The sequence below is a fragment of the Sorangium sp. So ce834 genome, assembly GCF_051521425.1.
Lineage (GTDB): Bacteria > Myxococcota_A > Polyangia > Polyangiales > Polyangiaceae > Sorangium > Sorangium cellulosum_D.
In genome coordinates this window covers 9,328,214-9,345,179 of record NZ_CP150351.1, presented here as the reverse complement: position 1 = coordinate 9,345,179, position 16,966 = coordinate 9,328,214, and the positions used below count along the sequence as shown (strand labels likewise).

9 protein-coding genes are annotated in these 16,966 nt (G+C 72.2%); 6 read left to right on the top strand and 3 right to left on the bottom strand.

What is annotated here, in order from left to right:
* Positions 1-9 precede the first annotated feature (9 nt).
* Genes WMF20_RS34055 through WMF20_RS34040 form a run of 4 tightly spaced genes read left to right on the top strand, consistent with a single transcriptional unit; the run spans position 10 to position 4,236 of the window.
* Positions 10-1,794, top strand: a complete 1,785-nt coding sequence (locus WMF20_RS34055) for an OmpA family protein (protein ID WP_437606009.1) — start codon at positions 10-12, stop codon at positions 1,792-1,794.
* 3 nt (positions 1,795-1,797) lie between these two features.
* Entirely contained in the window at positions 1,798-2,319 is a 522-nt protein-coding gene (locus WMF20_RS34050) for a Rab family GTPase (RefSeq protein WP_129578247.1), read from the top strand.
* Positions 2,307-3,464: a sensor histidine kinase gene (locus WMF20_RS34045; protein WP_437606008.1), complete on the top strand. Its 1,158-nt coding sequence runs from the start codon at positions 2,307-2,309 to the stop codon at positions 3,462-3,464. The genes WMF20_RS34050 and WMF20_RS34045 overlap by 13 nt, the downstream gene beginning before the upstream one ends.
* Before the next feature lie 13 nt (positions 3,465-3,477).
* On the top strand, positions 3,478-4,236 hold the full coding sequence (locus WMF20_RS34040) for a response regulator (RefSeq protein WP_437606007.1): 759 nt from the start codon (positions 3,478-3,480) through the stop codon (positions 4,234-4,236).
* A gap of 214 nt (positions 4,237-4,450) precedes the next feature.
* Here WMF20_RS34040 and WMF20_RS34035 read toward each other — a convergent pair whose 3' ends face one another.
* The 3 genes from WMF20_RS34035 to WMF20_RS34025 form a co-directional block, all read right to left on the bottom strand.
* Entirely contained in the window at positions 4,451-5,185 is a 735-nt protein-coding gene (locus tag WMF20_RS34035) for a high-affinity nickel-transport family protein (RefSeq protein ID WP_129578244.1), read from the bottom strand.
* 368 nt (positions 5,186-5,553) lie between these two features.
* Complete coding sequence (locus WMF20_RS34030; protein ID WP_129578243.1) at positions 5,554-5,889, bottom strand: hypothetical protein; 336 nt, start codon at positions 5,887-5,889, stop codon at positions 5,554-5,556.
* 63 nt (positions 5,890-5,952) lie between these two features.
* The gene (locus tag WMF20_RS34025; protein WP_437606005.1) at positions 5,953-8,664 is read right to left on the bottom strand and encodes a vWA domain-containing protein; all 2,712 of its coding nucleotides are present in this window, start codon (positions 8,662-8,664) and stop codon (positions 5,953-5,955) included.
* Between the two features lie 996 nt (positions 8,665-9,660).
* On the opposite strand from WMF20_RS34025, the gene WMF20_RS34020 reads away from it, so the two are divergent.
* Both WMF20_RS34020 and WMF20_RS34015 read left to right on the top strand, forming a co-directional pair.
* On the top strand, positions 9,661-15,840 hold the full coding sequence (locus tag WMF20_RS34020; RefSeq protein WP_437606004.1) for an FG-GAP-like repeat-containing protein: 6,180 nt from the start codon (positions 9,661-9,663) through the stop codon (positions 15,838-15,840).
* A gap of 426 nt (positions 15,841-16,266) precedes the next feature.
* On the top strand, positions 16,267-16,860 hold the full coding sequence (locus WMF20_RS34015) for an RHS repeat-associated core domain-containing protein (protein ID WP_437606003.1): 594 nt from the start codon (positions 16,267-16,269) through the stop codon (positions 16,858-16,860).
* Positions 16,861-16,966: the final 106 nt, after the last annotated feature.

Genomic DNA, 16,966 nt, shown 5'->3' with positions numbered 1-16,966 from the left:
CGAAGAACGATGGGACAGCCGAGAGCGCGTCGCGGGCCGCCCCCGCCGGTCAACAAGACGCTCGAAGACCTCCGCCCCCTGCTCGTGGGCCCCGAGCAGCGCCGGATCCGGCGGCTCGAGGAGCGGCTCGACCAGTCGATGGCCGAGATGGTCGCCGGGGCGCTGCCCGAGGCCGTGATCGAGAGCCGAAAGAAGGGCGAGGCGCTCTCGTGGGCGCTGGAGCCGCTCATCGCCAGCGCGATCCACGAGCGCGTGCGCCGGGACCCGGGGTCGTTCGCGGACGCGATCTCCCCCGCCATGGGGCCGGCCATCCGCAAGGCCGTGACCAGCGCCCTCCGGGGGATGATCCAGCGCCTCAACGAGGCGCTCGCCCTCGGCCTGTCCTGGGAGAGCGTGCGCTGGCGCCTCGAGGCGCGGCGCACCGGGCGCCCCTTCGCGGAGGTGGTGCTGCTCCGCGCGATGATCTACCGGACCGAGCAGCTCTTCCTGGTCCACCGCGGGACGGGGATCGTCCTCGAGCACGTGAGCGCCGAGGACATCCCCTACCGGGATCCCGATCAGGTCTCCGCGATGCTCACCGCCATCGACGCGTTCGCCCACGACGCGTTCCGGACCGACGCGCGGCTCCAGCGCTTCTGCGTGGGCGATCTCACCGGGTGGGTCGAGCACGGCCCGTCGGCCCTCCTCGTGGCCATCGTGCGCGGCGTGGCGCCGCAGGCGTACGGGACCGTCCTCTGCGAGACGCTCGAGCGCGTGCACCTGGCGTACGCGGACGAGCTCGCCGGTTTCCGCGGCGATCGGTCGCCGTTCTCCGGCGCCCGCGAGCTGCTCTCGAGCTGCCTCCAGCAGCAGCGCAAGCCGGTCCCGCGCCGGAGCGGGCGCGCGCTCGCGGCGGCCGCCGTGCTTGTCGCGATCGCCGCGACCGCCCTCGCCGTCTGGATGCGCGCCTCGTGGGAGGACCAGCGCCGCTTCGCCGGATGGGCCGAGGCGCTGCGGCGCGAGCCCGGCCTGGTGGTGACCGAGGCGGAGCGGCGCGCGGGCGAGGTCGCGTTCACGGGCCTGCGCGATCCGCTCGCCGCGGACCCGCGGGCGGTGATCGAGCGCGCCGGCCCCGCGCGCACGCCGGTGACGCTGCGGTTCGAGCCGTTCTATTCGCTCGACCCGCAGATCGTCGAGCGCCGGGCGGCGCGGGCGCTGGAGCCGCCGCCGGGCGTCGCCCTCTCGCTGCGCGGCGGCGTCGTCGTGGCCAGCGGGGTCGCGCCCGAGCGCTGGATCGAGCGCGCGCGCTGGACGGCCGCGGTGCTCCCGGGCGTCTCGGGGTTCGACGGCGAGCGCCTCACGGCCCAGGAGGCGATCGAGCGGGCGCGCGCCGCGGCGCGGTCGCTGGAGGGGATCGAGCTCCTCTTCCGCCGCGGCGCCGCCCGGCTCGCCCCCGAGCAGCGCGCGCGCGCCGCCGAGGCCGCGGCCGCGGCCGCGCAGGAGATCGCGCTCGCGCGCGAGGCCGGCATGACCGCCGAGATCCGCGTGATCGGCTACGCGGATCCGGTCGGATCGGAGGCGTCGAACCGGGCGCTCAGCCTGGCCCGCGCAGAGCACGTCGCGGCCGAGCTCATCGCGCGCGGCGTCCCGGCCGAGCGGCTGCGGGCGAGCGGCGGCGGCCTGCGCCGCGACCTCGCGCCCGCGCCGTGTCCCGGGGGAGCGGCGCGCGCCGGGTGCGCCGTCGGCGGCGCGGGCGAGCGGCGCGCGCGCAGCGTGATCTTCCTTGTGGACCTGCGCCCGTCGAGCAAGGAATGAGTCATGGGGGAGAAGCGCAAGGTCTGCGTGCTGGGCGCCACGGGGGTCGGCAAGACAAGCCTCGTCGCCCGCTTCGTGCGCAGCATCTTCTCCGAGGCTTACCGGACGACCATCGGCGTGACGATCGAGACGCGCCGCGTGAGGTGCGATGATCGCGAGCTCGATCTCATCCTCTGGGACCTGAGCGGAGAGGACGAGTTCCAGGACGTCCAGATATCGTATGTGCGCGGCTCCGCGGGCCTGCTCCTCGTCATCGACGGCACGCGGCGCCTCACCGTGGAGACGGGGCTCCGCCTCCACGCCGACGCGCGGGCGATCGCCGGGGAGCTCCCGTCGGTCGCCGTCCTGAACAAGGCCGATCTCACGGCGGCGTGGGAGATCGACGAGGCCGCCGAGGCCAGGCTGAGGAGGGCGGGCCTCTGGGTCGCGAGGACGAGCGCCAAGACCGGCGCCGGGGTCGAGGGCGCGTTCGGCGCGCTCGCGCGCGCGATGCTGGCGAAGGAGGCGCCCGTGTGGCGGGGCTGATGGACGTGGACACCCGGCTCCTCTCGGCGCTGGACAAGCTCGTGCTCGAGCGCCTGCACGACGGCGCCTTCGTCGTCCGCGGCGAGCCGCCGCCCTGGTTCCTGCGGCTCGGGATCGCGCCGCCGTGGCGCGATACGCCGCTCCGGATCGACCGCGCGCTGCCGTTTTTGGAGGTGTTCCTCCCCGAGGCGGAGCGGGCCTGGTCCGCGGGCGGAGCGCCGAGCGTGCAATCCGACGGCTGGACGCAGATGACCGAGGACGATGAGGCGCTGCACCTCGAGGCCACGGCGCTCTGCGTGGGCCCGTCGCGGCTGCTCGTGATCACCCGGAACGACGCGCTGTTCCACGAGCGCCGCCGCGTCCTCCAGCGGGCGCGGGAGCTGCGCCTCGTGCACGAGGCGCTGTCGCGCGAGATCGAGCGGAAGGACGTCCTCGTCCACTGCATCGTTCACGACCTCTCCGGCCCGCTGAACAGCCTCCTCGGCGTCCTGTCGCTGCTGCGGGAGCAGCCGCTCCCGGAGAGGTGCGGCGCGCTCGCCGAGGTCGCGCTGAAGGCCGCCCTGCGGCAGCGCGAGCTCATCCGGGAGATCCTCGACACCTTCGCGGCCGAGGGGGCCGCGCTCGACGCTCCCGGCGGCGATCCCGCCGAGGTGGCGGATCTGCGCGGGGCCGTCGCGCAGGTCGTCGAGGCGCTGCTGCCCATGGCGCGCAGCCGCGGCGTTCGCCTGGAAGGGCCTCCGGAGACCGGCGGGGGACCGCCGTGCCGCGTCGTCGGCGAGGAGCGCCGGCTTTCGCGCGTGGTCTCCAACCTCGTCGAGAACGCGCTCCGCTTCACGCCCGCGCGCGGGGCGGTGCGGGTCCTCGTGCGCGACGAGCCCGGGTGGGCGCGCGTGACGGTCGAGGACGAGGGGCCGGGCGTCTCGCCCGCCATCGCGCCGCACCTGTTCCAGAAGTTCGCGCACGGCCGCGATCCGGAGGCGGGCAGCGGCCTCGGGCTCTACGGCGCGCGGATCGCGGCGGAGCGGTGGGGCGGGGCGATCGGGTACGAGGCGCGGCCGGAAGGAGGGGCGAGGTTCTGGCTCCGGCTGCGGCGCGTCGGCGCGGCGGGCGAGGCGGGGGGCAGAGGGGCCCCGGGAGAGACGTAAAGGGAGTGATGCCATGGCCAAGCTCTTGCTGGTCGACGATGATTCGGGGACGCTCGCGTGGATGGCCGAGGCGCTGGAGGGCGCGGCCTACGATGTCCGGACGGTGCGCGGCGGGAGCGCGGCGCTGGAGCTCCTCCGCACCTGGACGCCGGACCTCATCCTCGCCGACTTCCTGATGCCCGAGATGGACGGCTTCGCCTTCAACCGGCTGGTGCAGTCGCGCGAGCGGGTGCCCGTGATGCTCGTCTCGGTCGTGAACAAGCCGGCGGAGGCGATCCTGCGGGGGGTCGCCGGCTATGTGCGGAAGCCCGTCACCGCGGCGGAGCTCCGCGCCGCGGTCGAGCGCGTGCTCGGCGCCGTCGAGGGGGTCACCCTCCTCGTCGTGGACGACGACGCGGACATCCGGGAGTGTTACCGGCTGATCCTCGCTCCGCGCTTCACCGTGATCGAGGCCGAGAACGGGCGCGCCGCGCTCGATCTGCTCTCGCGCGAGCCCGTGGCGCTGGCCATCGTCGACGTGCACATGCCCGTCATGAACGGGGTGGAGCTCATCCGCGCGATGCGCGAGGACGCGAGGTTCTGCACGATCCCTGTGGTGGTGCAGACGAGCGACCGGGCGGCGGCGCGTGCGCCCGTCTGGACCGATCTGCACGTGGCGCAGACGATCCTGAAGGACGAGTTCCTGGACTGGCTCATGACCCAGATCGACGCGCACCTCGCGCCGGCGCCGCCGCGCGAGCCCGAGCGCGCGTGGCCGGCCGTGAGCCGCTGATGGTCTGATTTACAGATCCGCCATCGGATGGTCCGGCGCGCAATTCACCGCCTGGAGGGCGAGACAGGCGGTCAGTCCGCTCGTCACCTGCGCGATGGACTCCGCGTGTCGCGGGTCGGGGTTGCCGCCCAAGCATTCATTTTGGATGCGGTTCCGCGCCGCGAGACAGGCGGTCAGCGCGGCGATGGTGCGTGTCGGCCGGCGCCGGGCGCCGTCAGCCGGGCGTCCACTGCGGGTTCGCCGTGAACAGCCCGGACCCGACGCTGATGTCGTAGGCGAGGAACAGGCCGAAGCCCACGCTGAGCAGGCCCGCGGCCGCGCCGAGCGCGCGGTGCATCCCGCCGAAGCGCGCGCTCGTGTACGCGAACGGCACCGCCAGCATCCCGGTGATCAGCATCATCCCGGCGATCGTGCCCGCGCCGAACAGCGCGATGTACCCGAGCCCCCACCGCGGATCGTGCACCGTGGTCAGCACGAGGAGCGCGACCGCCGCGGAGCCGGCCACCCCGTGCACCACGCCGATGAGCAGCGGCCGGAGGCTCACGTAGAGGCGCGACCCGCCGAACACGCGGTCCGCCCAGCCGACGCCGTGGCGGTGGCCGTCGTGGTGCTCCGCCGCCTGCGCCTGCGGCTCGCCCCGCCGGACCGCCCGGTAGATCCGCACGAGGTGGTACGCGCCGAGGCCGATCAGCATCAGCGCGACCGTGAGCTCCATGGCCAGGCCGACGTGCGGCGGCACCACAAGCCCGAACAGGAGGATGCCGCCGCCGATGAGCATCAGCGTGACGGTGTGGCCCAGCCCCCACATCGCGCCGATCAGCAGCGCCACCCCGAGGCTCCGGACGCGGCTCACGATCGTCGCCACCGCGATCACGTGGTCCGCGTCGGTCGCATGGCGCACGCCGAGAGAGAAGCCGAGGAGCAGCAGCGGAAACGCCGAGGCGATCATGCCCGCTTCGTAGCACGGACCGTGCTCCCCGTGCCACGGCGGCGTGCGACGGGCTCCCTGCGGTGCCCCGGCCCCGCGCGCCGCGACCGATGGCTCGGCTCGGCCCTGTCCGGCCGGCAGCGCTTCGCGGGCAAACCCGGTGAAGAATGTCCTCTCGACTCGACTCAAGAAAGCAGGCTCGTCGATCGTGTCGCGACGCTGCGGTGACACCCGATCAGCGCAGCCTCGAGGCGTGCTCGACGATTCGCAGTCCTCACAACCCTCGTCCCACAGAGCGTCGCTTTCAGCGGGGTTCGAGGAATCCAGATCCCTTGTACGAACGCCCGGTCCACGGGACCACCGACGTCGTCTCCTCCTGTCTTCTCATGTCAGTTGGCGTGCTCTCGGCTCAGCGCGTCGATGGCCTGTTGCATCCAGACCGCGTCCTCTTCGGCTTGCTTGAGGCCGTGCCTCATCTGCTCGCGCAGCACCCCCGTGGTCTCCCGGATGCCCCGCCGAAAGACCTCGGCTGCACGCTCGTGGACGACCTTGAGCCAGGGGGCCAGGGCGCGCTTGTCGAGCGGACCGGGAGCGTCCAGGACGGTGATGCAGGCGTCGATGGCCTCGCGCATGGCACGGGATTCGAGCGCGTCGGCGAAGGCGGAGAACTGGAGCAGCGACTCTCGCAGCGCAGCGCGACCGGTCGATGAGACTCTCTCTGTCATGGCCGCGCTCAGCCTACCACCTGGGCGACGCCTCCGCCCGTGTGCGCGCTGCGATCGCGCGCCTCAGCGCAGGTGGGATCGGCCCGCCGTCTCCAGCAACATCGCGAGCACGAGCGGATCGCCGAGGCCGTGCTCTGCGCCCATGTGCGCGCGGAGGCGCGCGAGGCGCGCAGCGTCCTCCAGAAACAGCGGCTCGTCGAGCCGGGCCGCCGCCTCGCGCAGGATGCCCTCGCGCTCGGCGAGCAGCGCGGCCGCGCCGCTCGGGTCGCCTCGCCCGACGCGGGCGGCGGCCTCGGCCAGCGACTCGCCCGCGGCGAAGCCCTGAAGAGTCCGCGTCATCGACGCGTCGACGGACGCCGCGCTCGCCGCGTCGCTGTCGGCATAGCGCACCTCGATCGGGATCTCCTCGATCACGTTCTTCCTGGAGAGCCGGTCCTTGTACTTGAGCTCGACCGTCGCCAGGGTGCGCGTGCCCGTGCCGGGCTCGGCGCTCAGCTTGAGCAGGAGGGCGTGGCGGTCATCGCGGGCGAACATTGGCATGAAGAAGCGCAGGCCGCCCTCGGCGTCTTCGCGCCGGTCGACCGCGATCCGGTCGCGCGACAGGGCGGCGATGTCGGCCGCGATCTCCTGGGCGCGGACGCGGGAGGCCTCGGCGTCGTTCAGCCGGCGCGAGCCGTAGACGCGGAGCAGGTCGACGCCGCGCTTCAGGCGCACGCGCACCTCGACCGCGGTTGCCACCGGGTCGAGGCGCTTGTCGAGCTCGGTCGAGAGCGCGGGCGCGATCTGCTCGGGGTGCCGCAGGTAGTAGTAGCCGCCGGCCCCGTCGCTCGCGATCGCGCTCATGAGCTGGCCGTCGTAGTCGTCGCCGAGCCCGAGCGCGCTCGTCTGGACGCCGAGCTGGAACGCGTCGAGGGCGAGCCGCGCGAGCCGCTCGCCGTGCGTGAGGCCGCTGGTCGCGCGGCCGTCGGAGACGAGCAGCACCACGCGCACGGCGTCCTCGGGGATGCCGGGCCGGTTCGCCTGCGCGTAGCCCAGCGCGAGCCCCGCGCCGATGTTCGTGCCGCCGCCCTCGCGGATCCCCTCGATGGCGCGGCGGATCGCCTCGCGGCGCGGGCCGACCGGGCCGTCCTCGATCTCCACCGAGGCGTCGGTCGAGAAGGTGGTGAGCGAGAAGTCGTCGGTGGGCGCGAGGCGGTCGACGAGCGCCTGCGCCGCGCGGCGGGCGCTCTCGATCGGCGCGCCGGCCATCGAGCCGCTCGTGTCGAGCACGAGGTGCACCGAGAGGTGCGGCCGCGCCGCCGCGGCGGCGGCGGAGGAGCGGAGCGCGAGGCGCAGGTGGACGGCGCCGCCGCCCGGCGCGAGCGCGGCGCGCTCCAGGTCGGCGCGCAGGCCGAGCGCCTTGCCGGGGCCGAGCGGGACCTCCGGGGCGTAGCGGGCGCCGACGTCGCTGACGAGCTCGCGCTCCGCCTCGGGCACGACGCCGCGCGCGAGGGCGGCCTCGAAGGCGGCGAGGTGGCCGCCCCCGGGCCGGTACGTGGTGGCGAAGCGGCCGTTCGGATCGAGGGGGACCTCGGCCTCCGGGGCGTACGCGGCCGCGCCCTGCGGCGACGCCGGCGGCGCGGCGCCGGCGCGCCCGTGGCCGCCGCCGAACCCCTGGCCCGACCCGGCGCCCGCGCCGTGCCCGATCGTCCCGATGGAGCCGAGCCCCAGCCCCTCTCCGGCGCCATCGTACCCCAGGCCGGCGAGCGGGAGGCCGGCGCCGCCCGCGCCCGCGGGCGCGATGGGATCGCCCCAGGGCTGGCCCCGCGCCGACGGCGGCGCGCTCGGCTGGCCGCCGGCCCCGGCGTTGAGCAGGCCGATCATCCCGAACTCGGCGGCGTCGCGCAGCGCCTCCTGCGGCGTCGCGTACGGCGCGGGGCGATCGCTCGGGCCGGCCACCCCCCACCGGTTCCCGGTCGCCATGGCGCGCGCGGGCGCGCCGCCCATGGATCCCTCCTCGCCCTTCGCCCTCGTTCCCGTCCCGCCCTCCTTCGCGTCCGCGTTCGGCGCGGCCTCCTGCTCGAGCGACGCGCGCAGCTCGCGCTCGTCCGCGGACGCGAGGTACTGCCGCATGAGCGCGATCCGGCCTTCGCTCATGTCGGAGGACGGGCCTTCGGGGGGCGGAGCCCACCGCGCGAGCGCGCCGAGCAGGCCGAGGTGCAGCGCCGCGGAGGCGGTGTGGAGGGCGAGGCTCTTCCGGCTCACGAGCGACCGGCGCGCGCGCTCGGCCGCAGCGGCGTCGGCGGCGATCTGGATCCGCACGCCCGCGAGCTCGACGTCCACGCGGGCGCGGGCGGGGAGGGGCACGAGCACCGCGCCGGGGAGGTCCGGCCGCGTCGCGCCGGCGTGCCGCGCCCGCGCGTCGGCGGCGGACAGGGGCGCGCCGCCCAGGGCGAGCGTCCCGGTCGCGGCGCCGAGCAGGACGAAGCGGACGCGCCCCGCGGGGTCGACGTCGAGGAGGGGGGCGCGCCGCGCGCCGAGCACGCGCTCGGGGAGGAAGAGATCGCACGGGCGCCCGTCGTCGCGCCGCTCGCCGACGTCGAAGGCGCGGGGCGGCGCGAGGTGCTGGACGAAGAGGACGGTCGTGCCCCACGAGACGAGGATCTCCACGGAGCGCACCGCGGCTCCCGCGGCCTCGCCGGGGCTCGCCGCGTCGGGCGGGCACGCGGCCGTGGGGGTTGCGTCGGTGATGGCGGCGGCGCCGCCCGCGGCGTCCGATGCGTTCGCGCTGGGCATGGATCTCCCCTGTGCGCCGCGCGGAGCGGCGCGCTCATGTCGTCAGGAATCCGGCGGCAGGCGCGTGGAACCGCGCCCTCCGGGCGACGCGCTCGGCGCTCCGGCCGGCGGTCCGTCGTGCCAGCGACAGACAGCGGCGCCGCGGGGAGGTTCCGGCGGCGAGGGGGCGGGCGTTGCTCGATGGGAGCGCGGCGCGGGCGGCGCCGCGGGAGCGCGCTGCTGTCGGCGCGGCGCGAGCCCGCCGCGGGCGGCGTGGCGGGAGCGCTCCGAGGCGCGAACGATCGAGCCCAGCGTTTGTCTCCGGACGGGTACGGGGTGCAGTGGGAACGCCCCCGGGCCGTGATCCGGGTCGTTCCGGGCTGTGGCCCGAATGTCTCTGGCATGCAGCTCGGATCCCTCCGGAGTGCAGTTGGGACCGCTGGGGAGTGCAGTCTGGACCCCTCCGGAGTGCAGTTGGGACCGCTGGGGAGTGCAGTCTGGACCCCAGGAGAGTGCAGTCTGGACCCCTCAGGAGTGCAGGCGGGGCGACCCTCACCCCGAGCCCCATATCGCCGGGTTGCGCGCAACGTGCAATCTCTTGCGTCCTGCCGCAACAGGTTGCGGTCATGGTCCAGCGAGGAGCAGCGTGCCCGGGCCATCATCGCCTCGCTCGCCGCGATGAACGCTGGGAGCTCCGTTTTCCAGGGGCCTGAGCCCTCCTTACGCCCGCGCTGGCCCCGCGTGTGCAGAGCGCGGCCGCGCGACCGGGTGTGAGGTCGCCAACCCAGGGCAGAGGTCACGGAGATCATGATGAAGCCTTTCTGTGCGTGGGCGCAGCTCGCCCTGCTCGCGTTGCTGGCGATGCTGTCGTGCGCCGGCGACCGCGTGCCCCAGCTCGACGCGGTCCGGCAGGCCTTCAACTAGGAGGCACCTCCCGAGCAGCCGGCGGCGTTCAAGCTGCCCGAGACACCGATCGTCGCCGGCGCGGACGCAGGCTACCTGCCCGGGTCGGGGGAGGTGACGCCGGACGGCGCGTATACCTACCGGCTGCCGATCGACGTGCCGCCCGGGCGTGGCATCGAGCCGCGCCTCGCCATCACGTACTCGAGCCGCGCCGGCGACGGCTTGCTGGGCGTCGGGTTCTCGCTGAGCGGCCTCTCGTCGATCCTGCGCTGCCACAAGACGATCGCCGTCGACGGGGTGGTCGACGGGATCGACAATGACGCGACCGACGTCTTCTGCCTGGACGGCCAGCGGCTCGTGGGCGTGAACGGCGCGTACGGGGCGGATGGCACCGAGTACCGTACCGAGGAAGAGAGCTTCACCCGGGTGATCTCTTACGGCACCCCGCAGCCGGAGCGCTTCCGGGCGTGGCTGAAGGACGGGCGCATCCGCGACTACGAGCGGGTCGGGCCGCTCGACTTCCGGATGACGAAGGAGCAAGACCGCTACGGCAACACGGTCTCCTATATCTATGCGGATTTCGCGGGAGATGAAGCGAAGGAGGACGAGGCCGAGCACCTGATCGACAGGATCGAGTACCTGGGCCATCGGATCGATTTCGGCTACGGCATGGGCCGGTACGGCACGGGGACGCTCTACACGGCCGGCGTGCCTCGAAGGCGAAGCCGGGTCCTGCGATGGATCGAGGTCCATGGGCCGAACCCGAGCGCTCAAGGGCTGCTATGGCGTTACGATCTCGCCTACGAGGACGGCCCCGAGGAGAGCGCGGACACGGCGCGCCCGCGGCTCGTGGAGGTGAAGCGTTGCGGTGGGCTCGGCGGCTGCTTTGTCGCGCGGCAGTTCAAGTGGTCGTCCCGCTACGGCGACTGGTTCAAGGAGGTCCCGCTCGACGAGCACCCGTGGTTCACCGGCGCAGAGCACCCGCTCGTGCTGGACGTGGACGGCGACGGCAAGGACGAGGTGCTGCTCGAGACCGCCGATCCCGCGGCGCCGTACCTGCTCTTGCGCAGCCTGCCCTCGGGCGAGCCGCTGGGCGCGAAGATGGCGCTCGCCGGAGAGACCGGGAGCTCGCCGGCCTTCGAAGGCGCGACGCTGAAGCACGCGAAGGCGGTGGATGCGGGCGGGGACGGCCGGAGCGAACTCTTCACCTGGAATCGCCGGGCGGAGCAGTTCGAGATGTACGCCTGGACGGGCAGCGGGTTCGCGCCGACCGGGACCGCGGTGCCGATGTCGCCCGATCTCGGGTCGACCGCTGCCGGCGTGGAGCCCTTCCACTTCGCCGACGTGGACGGCGACGGGCTCGCCGACCTGGTGAAGCTGCTCGATAACGTGGTGGATGCGATCTACGAGCCGAGGTTCCTGGTGCGGCGCAACCTGCCGAGCGGCGACTTCGACTCCGTGGACGAGACGGGGATCCCCGTCACGGTCGATGCGCTCGAGTTCGCGTCCGTCGCGCTCGACGTGCAGGGCGACGGTCGCGCGGGTCTGTGGCTGAAGGGCGCTTCGGAGGCATATTATCGGGATGACGCTGGCGGCTTCAGCGCCGTCGAGATTCCCATGGCGGGCAACTACACGGTCTTCGACTCGCACATGGGGGACATGAACGGGGATGGTCTTCGTGACCGTGTGTTGCTCGAGCACATCGCGGGGGGAACCACCGCTGTCGACCTGGCGTGGAACTCGGGAAAGGGATTCGTCGAGCGCGAGGAGCCCTTCGGGTACGGGGCGGCCAGGTATCCCGGCACGCTCCAGGTGGCTGATGTCGATGCGGATGGTCGTGACGACTTCATCGTCGTTGCCGACGATCCGCCGCGAGTCGAGATTCAGCGGCTGCTCGCGGCCTATTCGCAAACTTGGGACCAGGGGTGGAGGACCACGACGGTCGCGGCCCCGTCGGCGCGGATCACCGCCCTGCGGCGCGGCGATTTCGACGGCGACGGGCTGCTCGACTTGATGTACCTCGCCGAGCGCTGCTCGAGCGCCACCGAGGGGCCGACGTCCGCGTGCTCCTCGGGCACGAAGGTCGGGAGCCTGCGCGTGCTCGTGCAGCAGAGCACGGTCATCGACGTGGTCGATGAGATCCTGGACGAGGGCGGCACGCGCCGGGAGGAGATCGAGTACGCGCGGCAATGGACGGACACGCCGGAGTCTGCGGCGTGCGCGTATCCGCAGGTGTGCCACCGGCGCGGCATCCCGGTGGTACGGAAGCACCTCGTGCACCCGGGGATGGGCGCGCTGAGGTCGCGATATTTCTCGTACGAGGATCCGCGCTCGGACCTCTTGGGGCGGGGCTTCCTCGGCTTCGGGAAGGTCCGCGTGTGGGAGCCGAAGATCCCGCGCGAGACGGTGACGACGTTCGACCATGGGACGCGCATCGGCACGCGGTATCCGTTCGCCGGCCGTCCGGCGACGGTGACGGTGGCGACACCGTTGCTCGAGAACGACTCCGATGGACCGACGGACCAGCCGAGCAAGGCGGTGGCGCGGATCGAGCGCAGGACGATGCAGTACGAGGCGCGCGCGCTGAACGGCGGCGCGACCCATGCGGTGTTTCCCCGGGACTGGATGAGCGAGGCGTGGGAAGAGGAGGTGGCGATCGACTGGGGGCCGGACGGCGGCGCCCACATCGCGGAGATCGACGGGCCGGTGCAGGCGGCGCTGCGGACGCGGTTCGGCTCGACCCGTTTCGACGACTGGGGTAGCTTGGAGCGCGAGGCGACCGAGACGGTGGGCGGGACGCGGACGGTGGTGGAGAGGGGGTACGAGCACCGGCTGGAGCCGTGGCTGCTGTCGCTGCCGGCGTGGGAGAAGGTGACGTCGACGACGGCCGGGGGGACGGCCTCGACGGAGCGGCGCGCCAGGTTCGAGTTCACCGGCGAGGGGAGGATCGAGCGCGCGGTGGTCGAGCCGCTGGATCTGCCGGGTTCCGAGCCGAGCGTGGCGGCGGCGGTGCACTATGAGTATGACGCCGAGGGGCTGTTGCGGCGCGTGACGCAGACGGCGCCGGGGGTGCCGGCGCGGCGCATCCACGTCGGGTACGGCGGGACGCCGGGGCACACGGCGCCGAGCGTGATCTGGAACGACCTCGGGCACGCGCAGTGGTTCGCGGTGCACGCCGGGTATGGCGTGGTGATGGCGGAGATGGACGCGAACGGCGTGCAGACGAGCCGTGTTCACGACGATCTCGGCCGGCTGGTGAGCCGGCGGTCGGGCGGCGCCGGCGAGCAGGCGTTGAGCTACGAGCAGCGGTGGGACGGGGTGACGGTGCGCGCGTCGGACGGCGGCGGGGCGAGCGGGTTCGTCGAGCTCGACGTGTCCGGCAGGCCGTGGCGCGCCGGCCACGTCGGCCACGACGGCAGCACGGTGACGAGCGAGACGACGTACGATGCGTTCGGCCGCGTGATCGCGCAGAGCCGTCCGGCGCGCCAGCTGGACGAGGCGCCGCGGACCAAGCAGGTCTACGACAGCCTCGGGCGGCTGCTGAGGGTGGTGGGCCCCGACGGCGCGACGACGCGCTACACGCACTCGTTCTTCGAGACGGTGGCGTCGGACCCGCGGGGCAGCCTGACGAAGCTGGTGCGGGACCTCGACGGCCGCGTCGTGCAGAGCACCTCGTACCTGGGCTATAAGAAGCTGTCGACGGAGCCCGACCGGTTCGACCCTCACCTGTCGCGGCCGCTGACGACGCGCTACGGGTACGGCCCGTTCGATCAGATCGAGCGCGTCGTCGATCCGGAGGGCAACGCGACGGTGATCGAGTACGACGTGCGGGGGCGGCGCACGCGGATCGAGGACCCGGACAGGGGCACGACGCGGTTCTCGTACAACGGCCTCGGCGACCTCTACCAGAAGGTGGACGGCGGTGAGGTCACGAATTACGAGCACGACGTGATCGGCCGGATCGAGCGGTTCGTGGACGGCGATGGGGAGACGGACTACGCGTGGGACACGGCGGCGCACGGGGTGGGGCGACTCGCGGCCACGGCGAGCCCGGATGGGACCACGACGAGCTACGACTATGACAAGCAAGGGCGGCTGGAGTCGTTGACGTGGAGGGTCGACGGCGAGCCGTTCGAGGTGCGCACGACCTATGATGCGCAGGGCCGGGTGGAGACCGTGGCGTACCCCGAGGTGCCGAAGGCGCCGCGGTTCACGGTGAAGCACACGTACGACAGCCGGGGCTATCTCGAGCGGATCGCGGACGTGACGTCGGATCCTGCGTCGGCGGGGGCGCCGCTGTGGACGGTGAACGCGCGCAACGAGGACGGTGCGCTGCTCGAGGCCGAGTACGGCAGCGGCGTGATGCTGACGCGGTGGCATGATCCTGTCACGGGCCGGCTGGTGTCGGTGGAGCAGCGGATCGACGGGCTCGTGCTGTCATCGCTCAAGTATGCGTACTACTCCGATGGCCGGGTGAAGCACCGTTTCGAGCCGGGGGGAGATCGGAGCGAGAGCTATGCGTATGACACGCTGCACCGGCTGCGCGCGTGGAGCTTGAAGGCCGGCGGCGTGGAGCAGGAGACGGAGTACCTGTACGACCGTCTGGGGAACCTGACGCGGGTGCTGGTCGACGGGAAGGAGCGAGAGAAGAACGAGTATCTGGATGCGCGCCCGCACGTGGTGTCGTCCAACCTCGAGGGCAGCTTCCATTACGATGCGCGCGGGCGTCTGGAGCGGGACCCGGAGCGGGAGATCCGGTACACGAGCTTCGACCTGCCGCGTGAGATCACCACGGCAGCGGGGGTGACGCGGTTCGACTACGACGCGGCGGGGGCGCGGGTGCGGAAGGTGGGCCCGGCGGGGACGACGGTGACGGTGGGCGGCCTGTACGAGCGGCGGCAGGGGGAGGAGGGGACGAAGCACGTGTTCCTCGTGCCGGGGAGCGACGGGCTGATGGTGGCGCAGGTGGTGGTGGAGGCGGGGAGCGCGGCGCGGCGTGTGCAGTACCTGCATCAGGACGCGCAGGGGAGCGTGACGCTGGTGACGGAGGCGGACGGGAGCGCGTCGAAGTCGGCGTATGCGTATTACGAGCCGTTCGGGAGGCGGATCGAGCGCGACGGAGCGCCGCTGGGTGGCTTGCTGGCGGAGCTGCGGCTGGGGCTGACGGGGCACGAGCACGACGACGAGCTCGGGCTGATCAACCTGAAGGGGCGGATTTACGACCCGAAGCTGAAGCGGGTGCTGACGCCCGATCCGGTGGTGTCGGCGCCGCTGTTCGGGCAGAGCTACAACCGGTACAGCTACGTGCTGAACGACCCGATGAACCTCGTGGATCCGACGGGGTACGAGCCGACGGGGCCGGACTGCACGACGTGCGCGCCGTGGACGCCGCCGGGTGATGGCGGCGGGGGAGTGACCATCATCTCGGGGGGCAGCGGAGATGGGGGCGACGGGAACCCTTACTCCCGGGATGGGAGCGCCGACGACCGCGACGACCTAGGTCCGCCTTCGCCTCCGCAGGTGGTGAAGTCGGACGTGGACGGGTTCCAGGGAGCGGGGGCCGGGTCGCACCAGGAGAGCTTGCTGGTGCAGCTGTTGAACGAGCGCGCGCGGCAGGACCGGCTGTACCACGAGGCGCTGCAGCGCGATACGTTCCGGGTGACGCAGTGGGCGATGCTGGGCGCGGGCGCGGCGCTGCTGGTGTGGTCGGGGGGCTACGCGCTGCTGGCGATCGAGGAGCTGTCGGTGTTCGGCGGGGCGGTGGGGATGACGTCGACGCAGGTGGGGGCGGCGAACGCGGCGAGCTTCGCGCTGAAGGCGGTGCCGGCGCTCGTGGGCGAGGTCTGGGTGCTGGAGGGGCTGAGCCAGAACGACCCGGGGAGGATCGCCGACGGGCTGATGATGGCGGCCTCCGCGGGCGCCAGCTTCGGCGACGGGTTGGGGGCGGGGCCGCGCGCGGGGGGAGGGGCGGGCGCAATTGGCGCGGGGCGAATTCTGCGCCATTACACGGATAAATCTGGATATGAGGCTATTATGGAATCACGAATGCTTCGGCCCAACTCAAAGGGTCAAGTGTTCGCTACTGAGAGGATGTTAAGCCCAGAGCAAGCGTTTGACGAGATCTTTATTGGAGCGCTGAGTCATGTCGACCGCGGAGCATATGTCATTGAGTTCTCGACGAGGCAGGGAGTGATCTTTGTGCCGGGTAAGCCCGGTGAGCTGATTTATAAAGGAACGGTGCGATTCGGTCGCCATGTTGATGTGCTGTTCTCAGGTCCAAACCCGTACCGATGAGCGTGAGGTTTCAATGATTGAAGTTGGGTCGCATGCTGAGGCGCTGGCACTGCTTCGAGCTATAGTCGAGGCAAAGTTTCATCCAAATCCAGACGATTTGGACATTCCTGGAAGCTCAGTCCTGGCTGCTCTGGCCGTTAGGATTAAGGAATCCATCGTCGCAGAGGAGGTTCGACGGGAAGGCGCGGTTGCTGCTGAGCGGTGGAGCTCGTGGGCGCGTCTTGGACCAGGCAGGCCGGAATGGGCAGCGGCATGCGATTTTGCTGCTTCCTCTTGGCGAGGCGTTTGGAGGAAATGGTCGGAGGAACAGAGGCGCGATGCTGCGGCAGTGCTGCTCAGTCCATTTGAGGTTGATCGAGAAAGGCTCTCAATGTTTCTCGGCGAGGTTGAGCTCCGGCTTCATAGCCTCGATAGCAAATAGTTAAAGTGACGCTGGTGACGGAGGCGGACGGGAGCGCGTCGAAGTCGGCGTATGCGTATTACGAGCCGTTCGGGAGGCGGATCGAGCGCGACGGAGCGCCGCTGGGTGGCTTGCTGGCGGAGCTGCGGCTGGGGCTGACGGGGCACGAGCACGACGACGAGCTCGGGCTGATCAACCTGAAGGGGCGGATTTACGACCCGAAGCTGAAGCGGGTGCTGACGCCCGATCCGGTGGTGTCGGCGCCGCTGTTCGGGCAGAGCTACAACCGGTACAGCTACGTGCTGAACGACCCGATGAACCTCGTGGATCCGACGGGGTACGAGCCGACGGGGCCGGACTGCACGACGTGCGCGCCGTGGACGCCGCCGGGTGATGGCGGCGGGGGAGTGACCATCATCTCGGGGGGCAGCGGAGATGGGGGCGACGGGAACCCTTACTCCCGGGACGGGAGCGCCGACGACCGCGACGACCTAGTACTACAGCCGCACGTCGCGGAATCTCCGCGGATTTCGATGAGCGGGCGGGCGATCGGAACGCTTGGCTCTTCCGCACACTGGTGGAGCCCAGCTCGTTCGGTGCTCACCGACGTGCGGCTGTAGTACTAGCACCAAACGCCCCGGAGCCCTTCGGAGCGTTCACCGTAAGCGCCCGACCAACGCCATCGTGACCGCCCGTGCGGCGCCGGTTAGCTGTTCCCATCGCGAC

Coding starts and splice junctions, on each gene's coding strand:
- WMF20_RS34030 (WP_129578243.1), bottom strand. CDS start 5,889: ATGACAGAGAGAGTCTCATCGACCGGTCGCGCTGCGCTGCGAGAGTCG.
- WMF20_RS34050 (WP_129578247.1), top strand. CDS start 1,798: ATGGGGGAGAAGCGCAAGGTCTGCGTGCTGGGCGCCACGGGGGTCGGC.
- WMF20_RS34040 (WP_437606007.1), top strand. CDS start 3,478: ATGGCCAAGCTCTTGCTGGTCGACGATGATTCGGGGACGCTCGCGTGG.
- WMF20_RS34055 (WP_437606009.1), top strand. CDS start 10: ATGGGACAGCCGAGAGCGCGTCGCGGGCCGCCCCCGCCGGTCAACAAG.
- WMF20_RS34035 (WP_129578244.1), bottom strand. CDS start 5,185: ATGATCGCCTCGGCGTTTCCGCTGCTGCTCCTCGGCTTCTCTCTCGGC.
- WMF20_RS34025 (WP_437606005.1), bottom strand. CDS start 8,664: ATGCCCAGCGCGAACGCATCGGACGCCGCGGGCGGCGCCGCCGCCATC.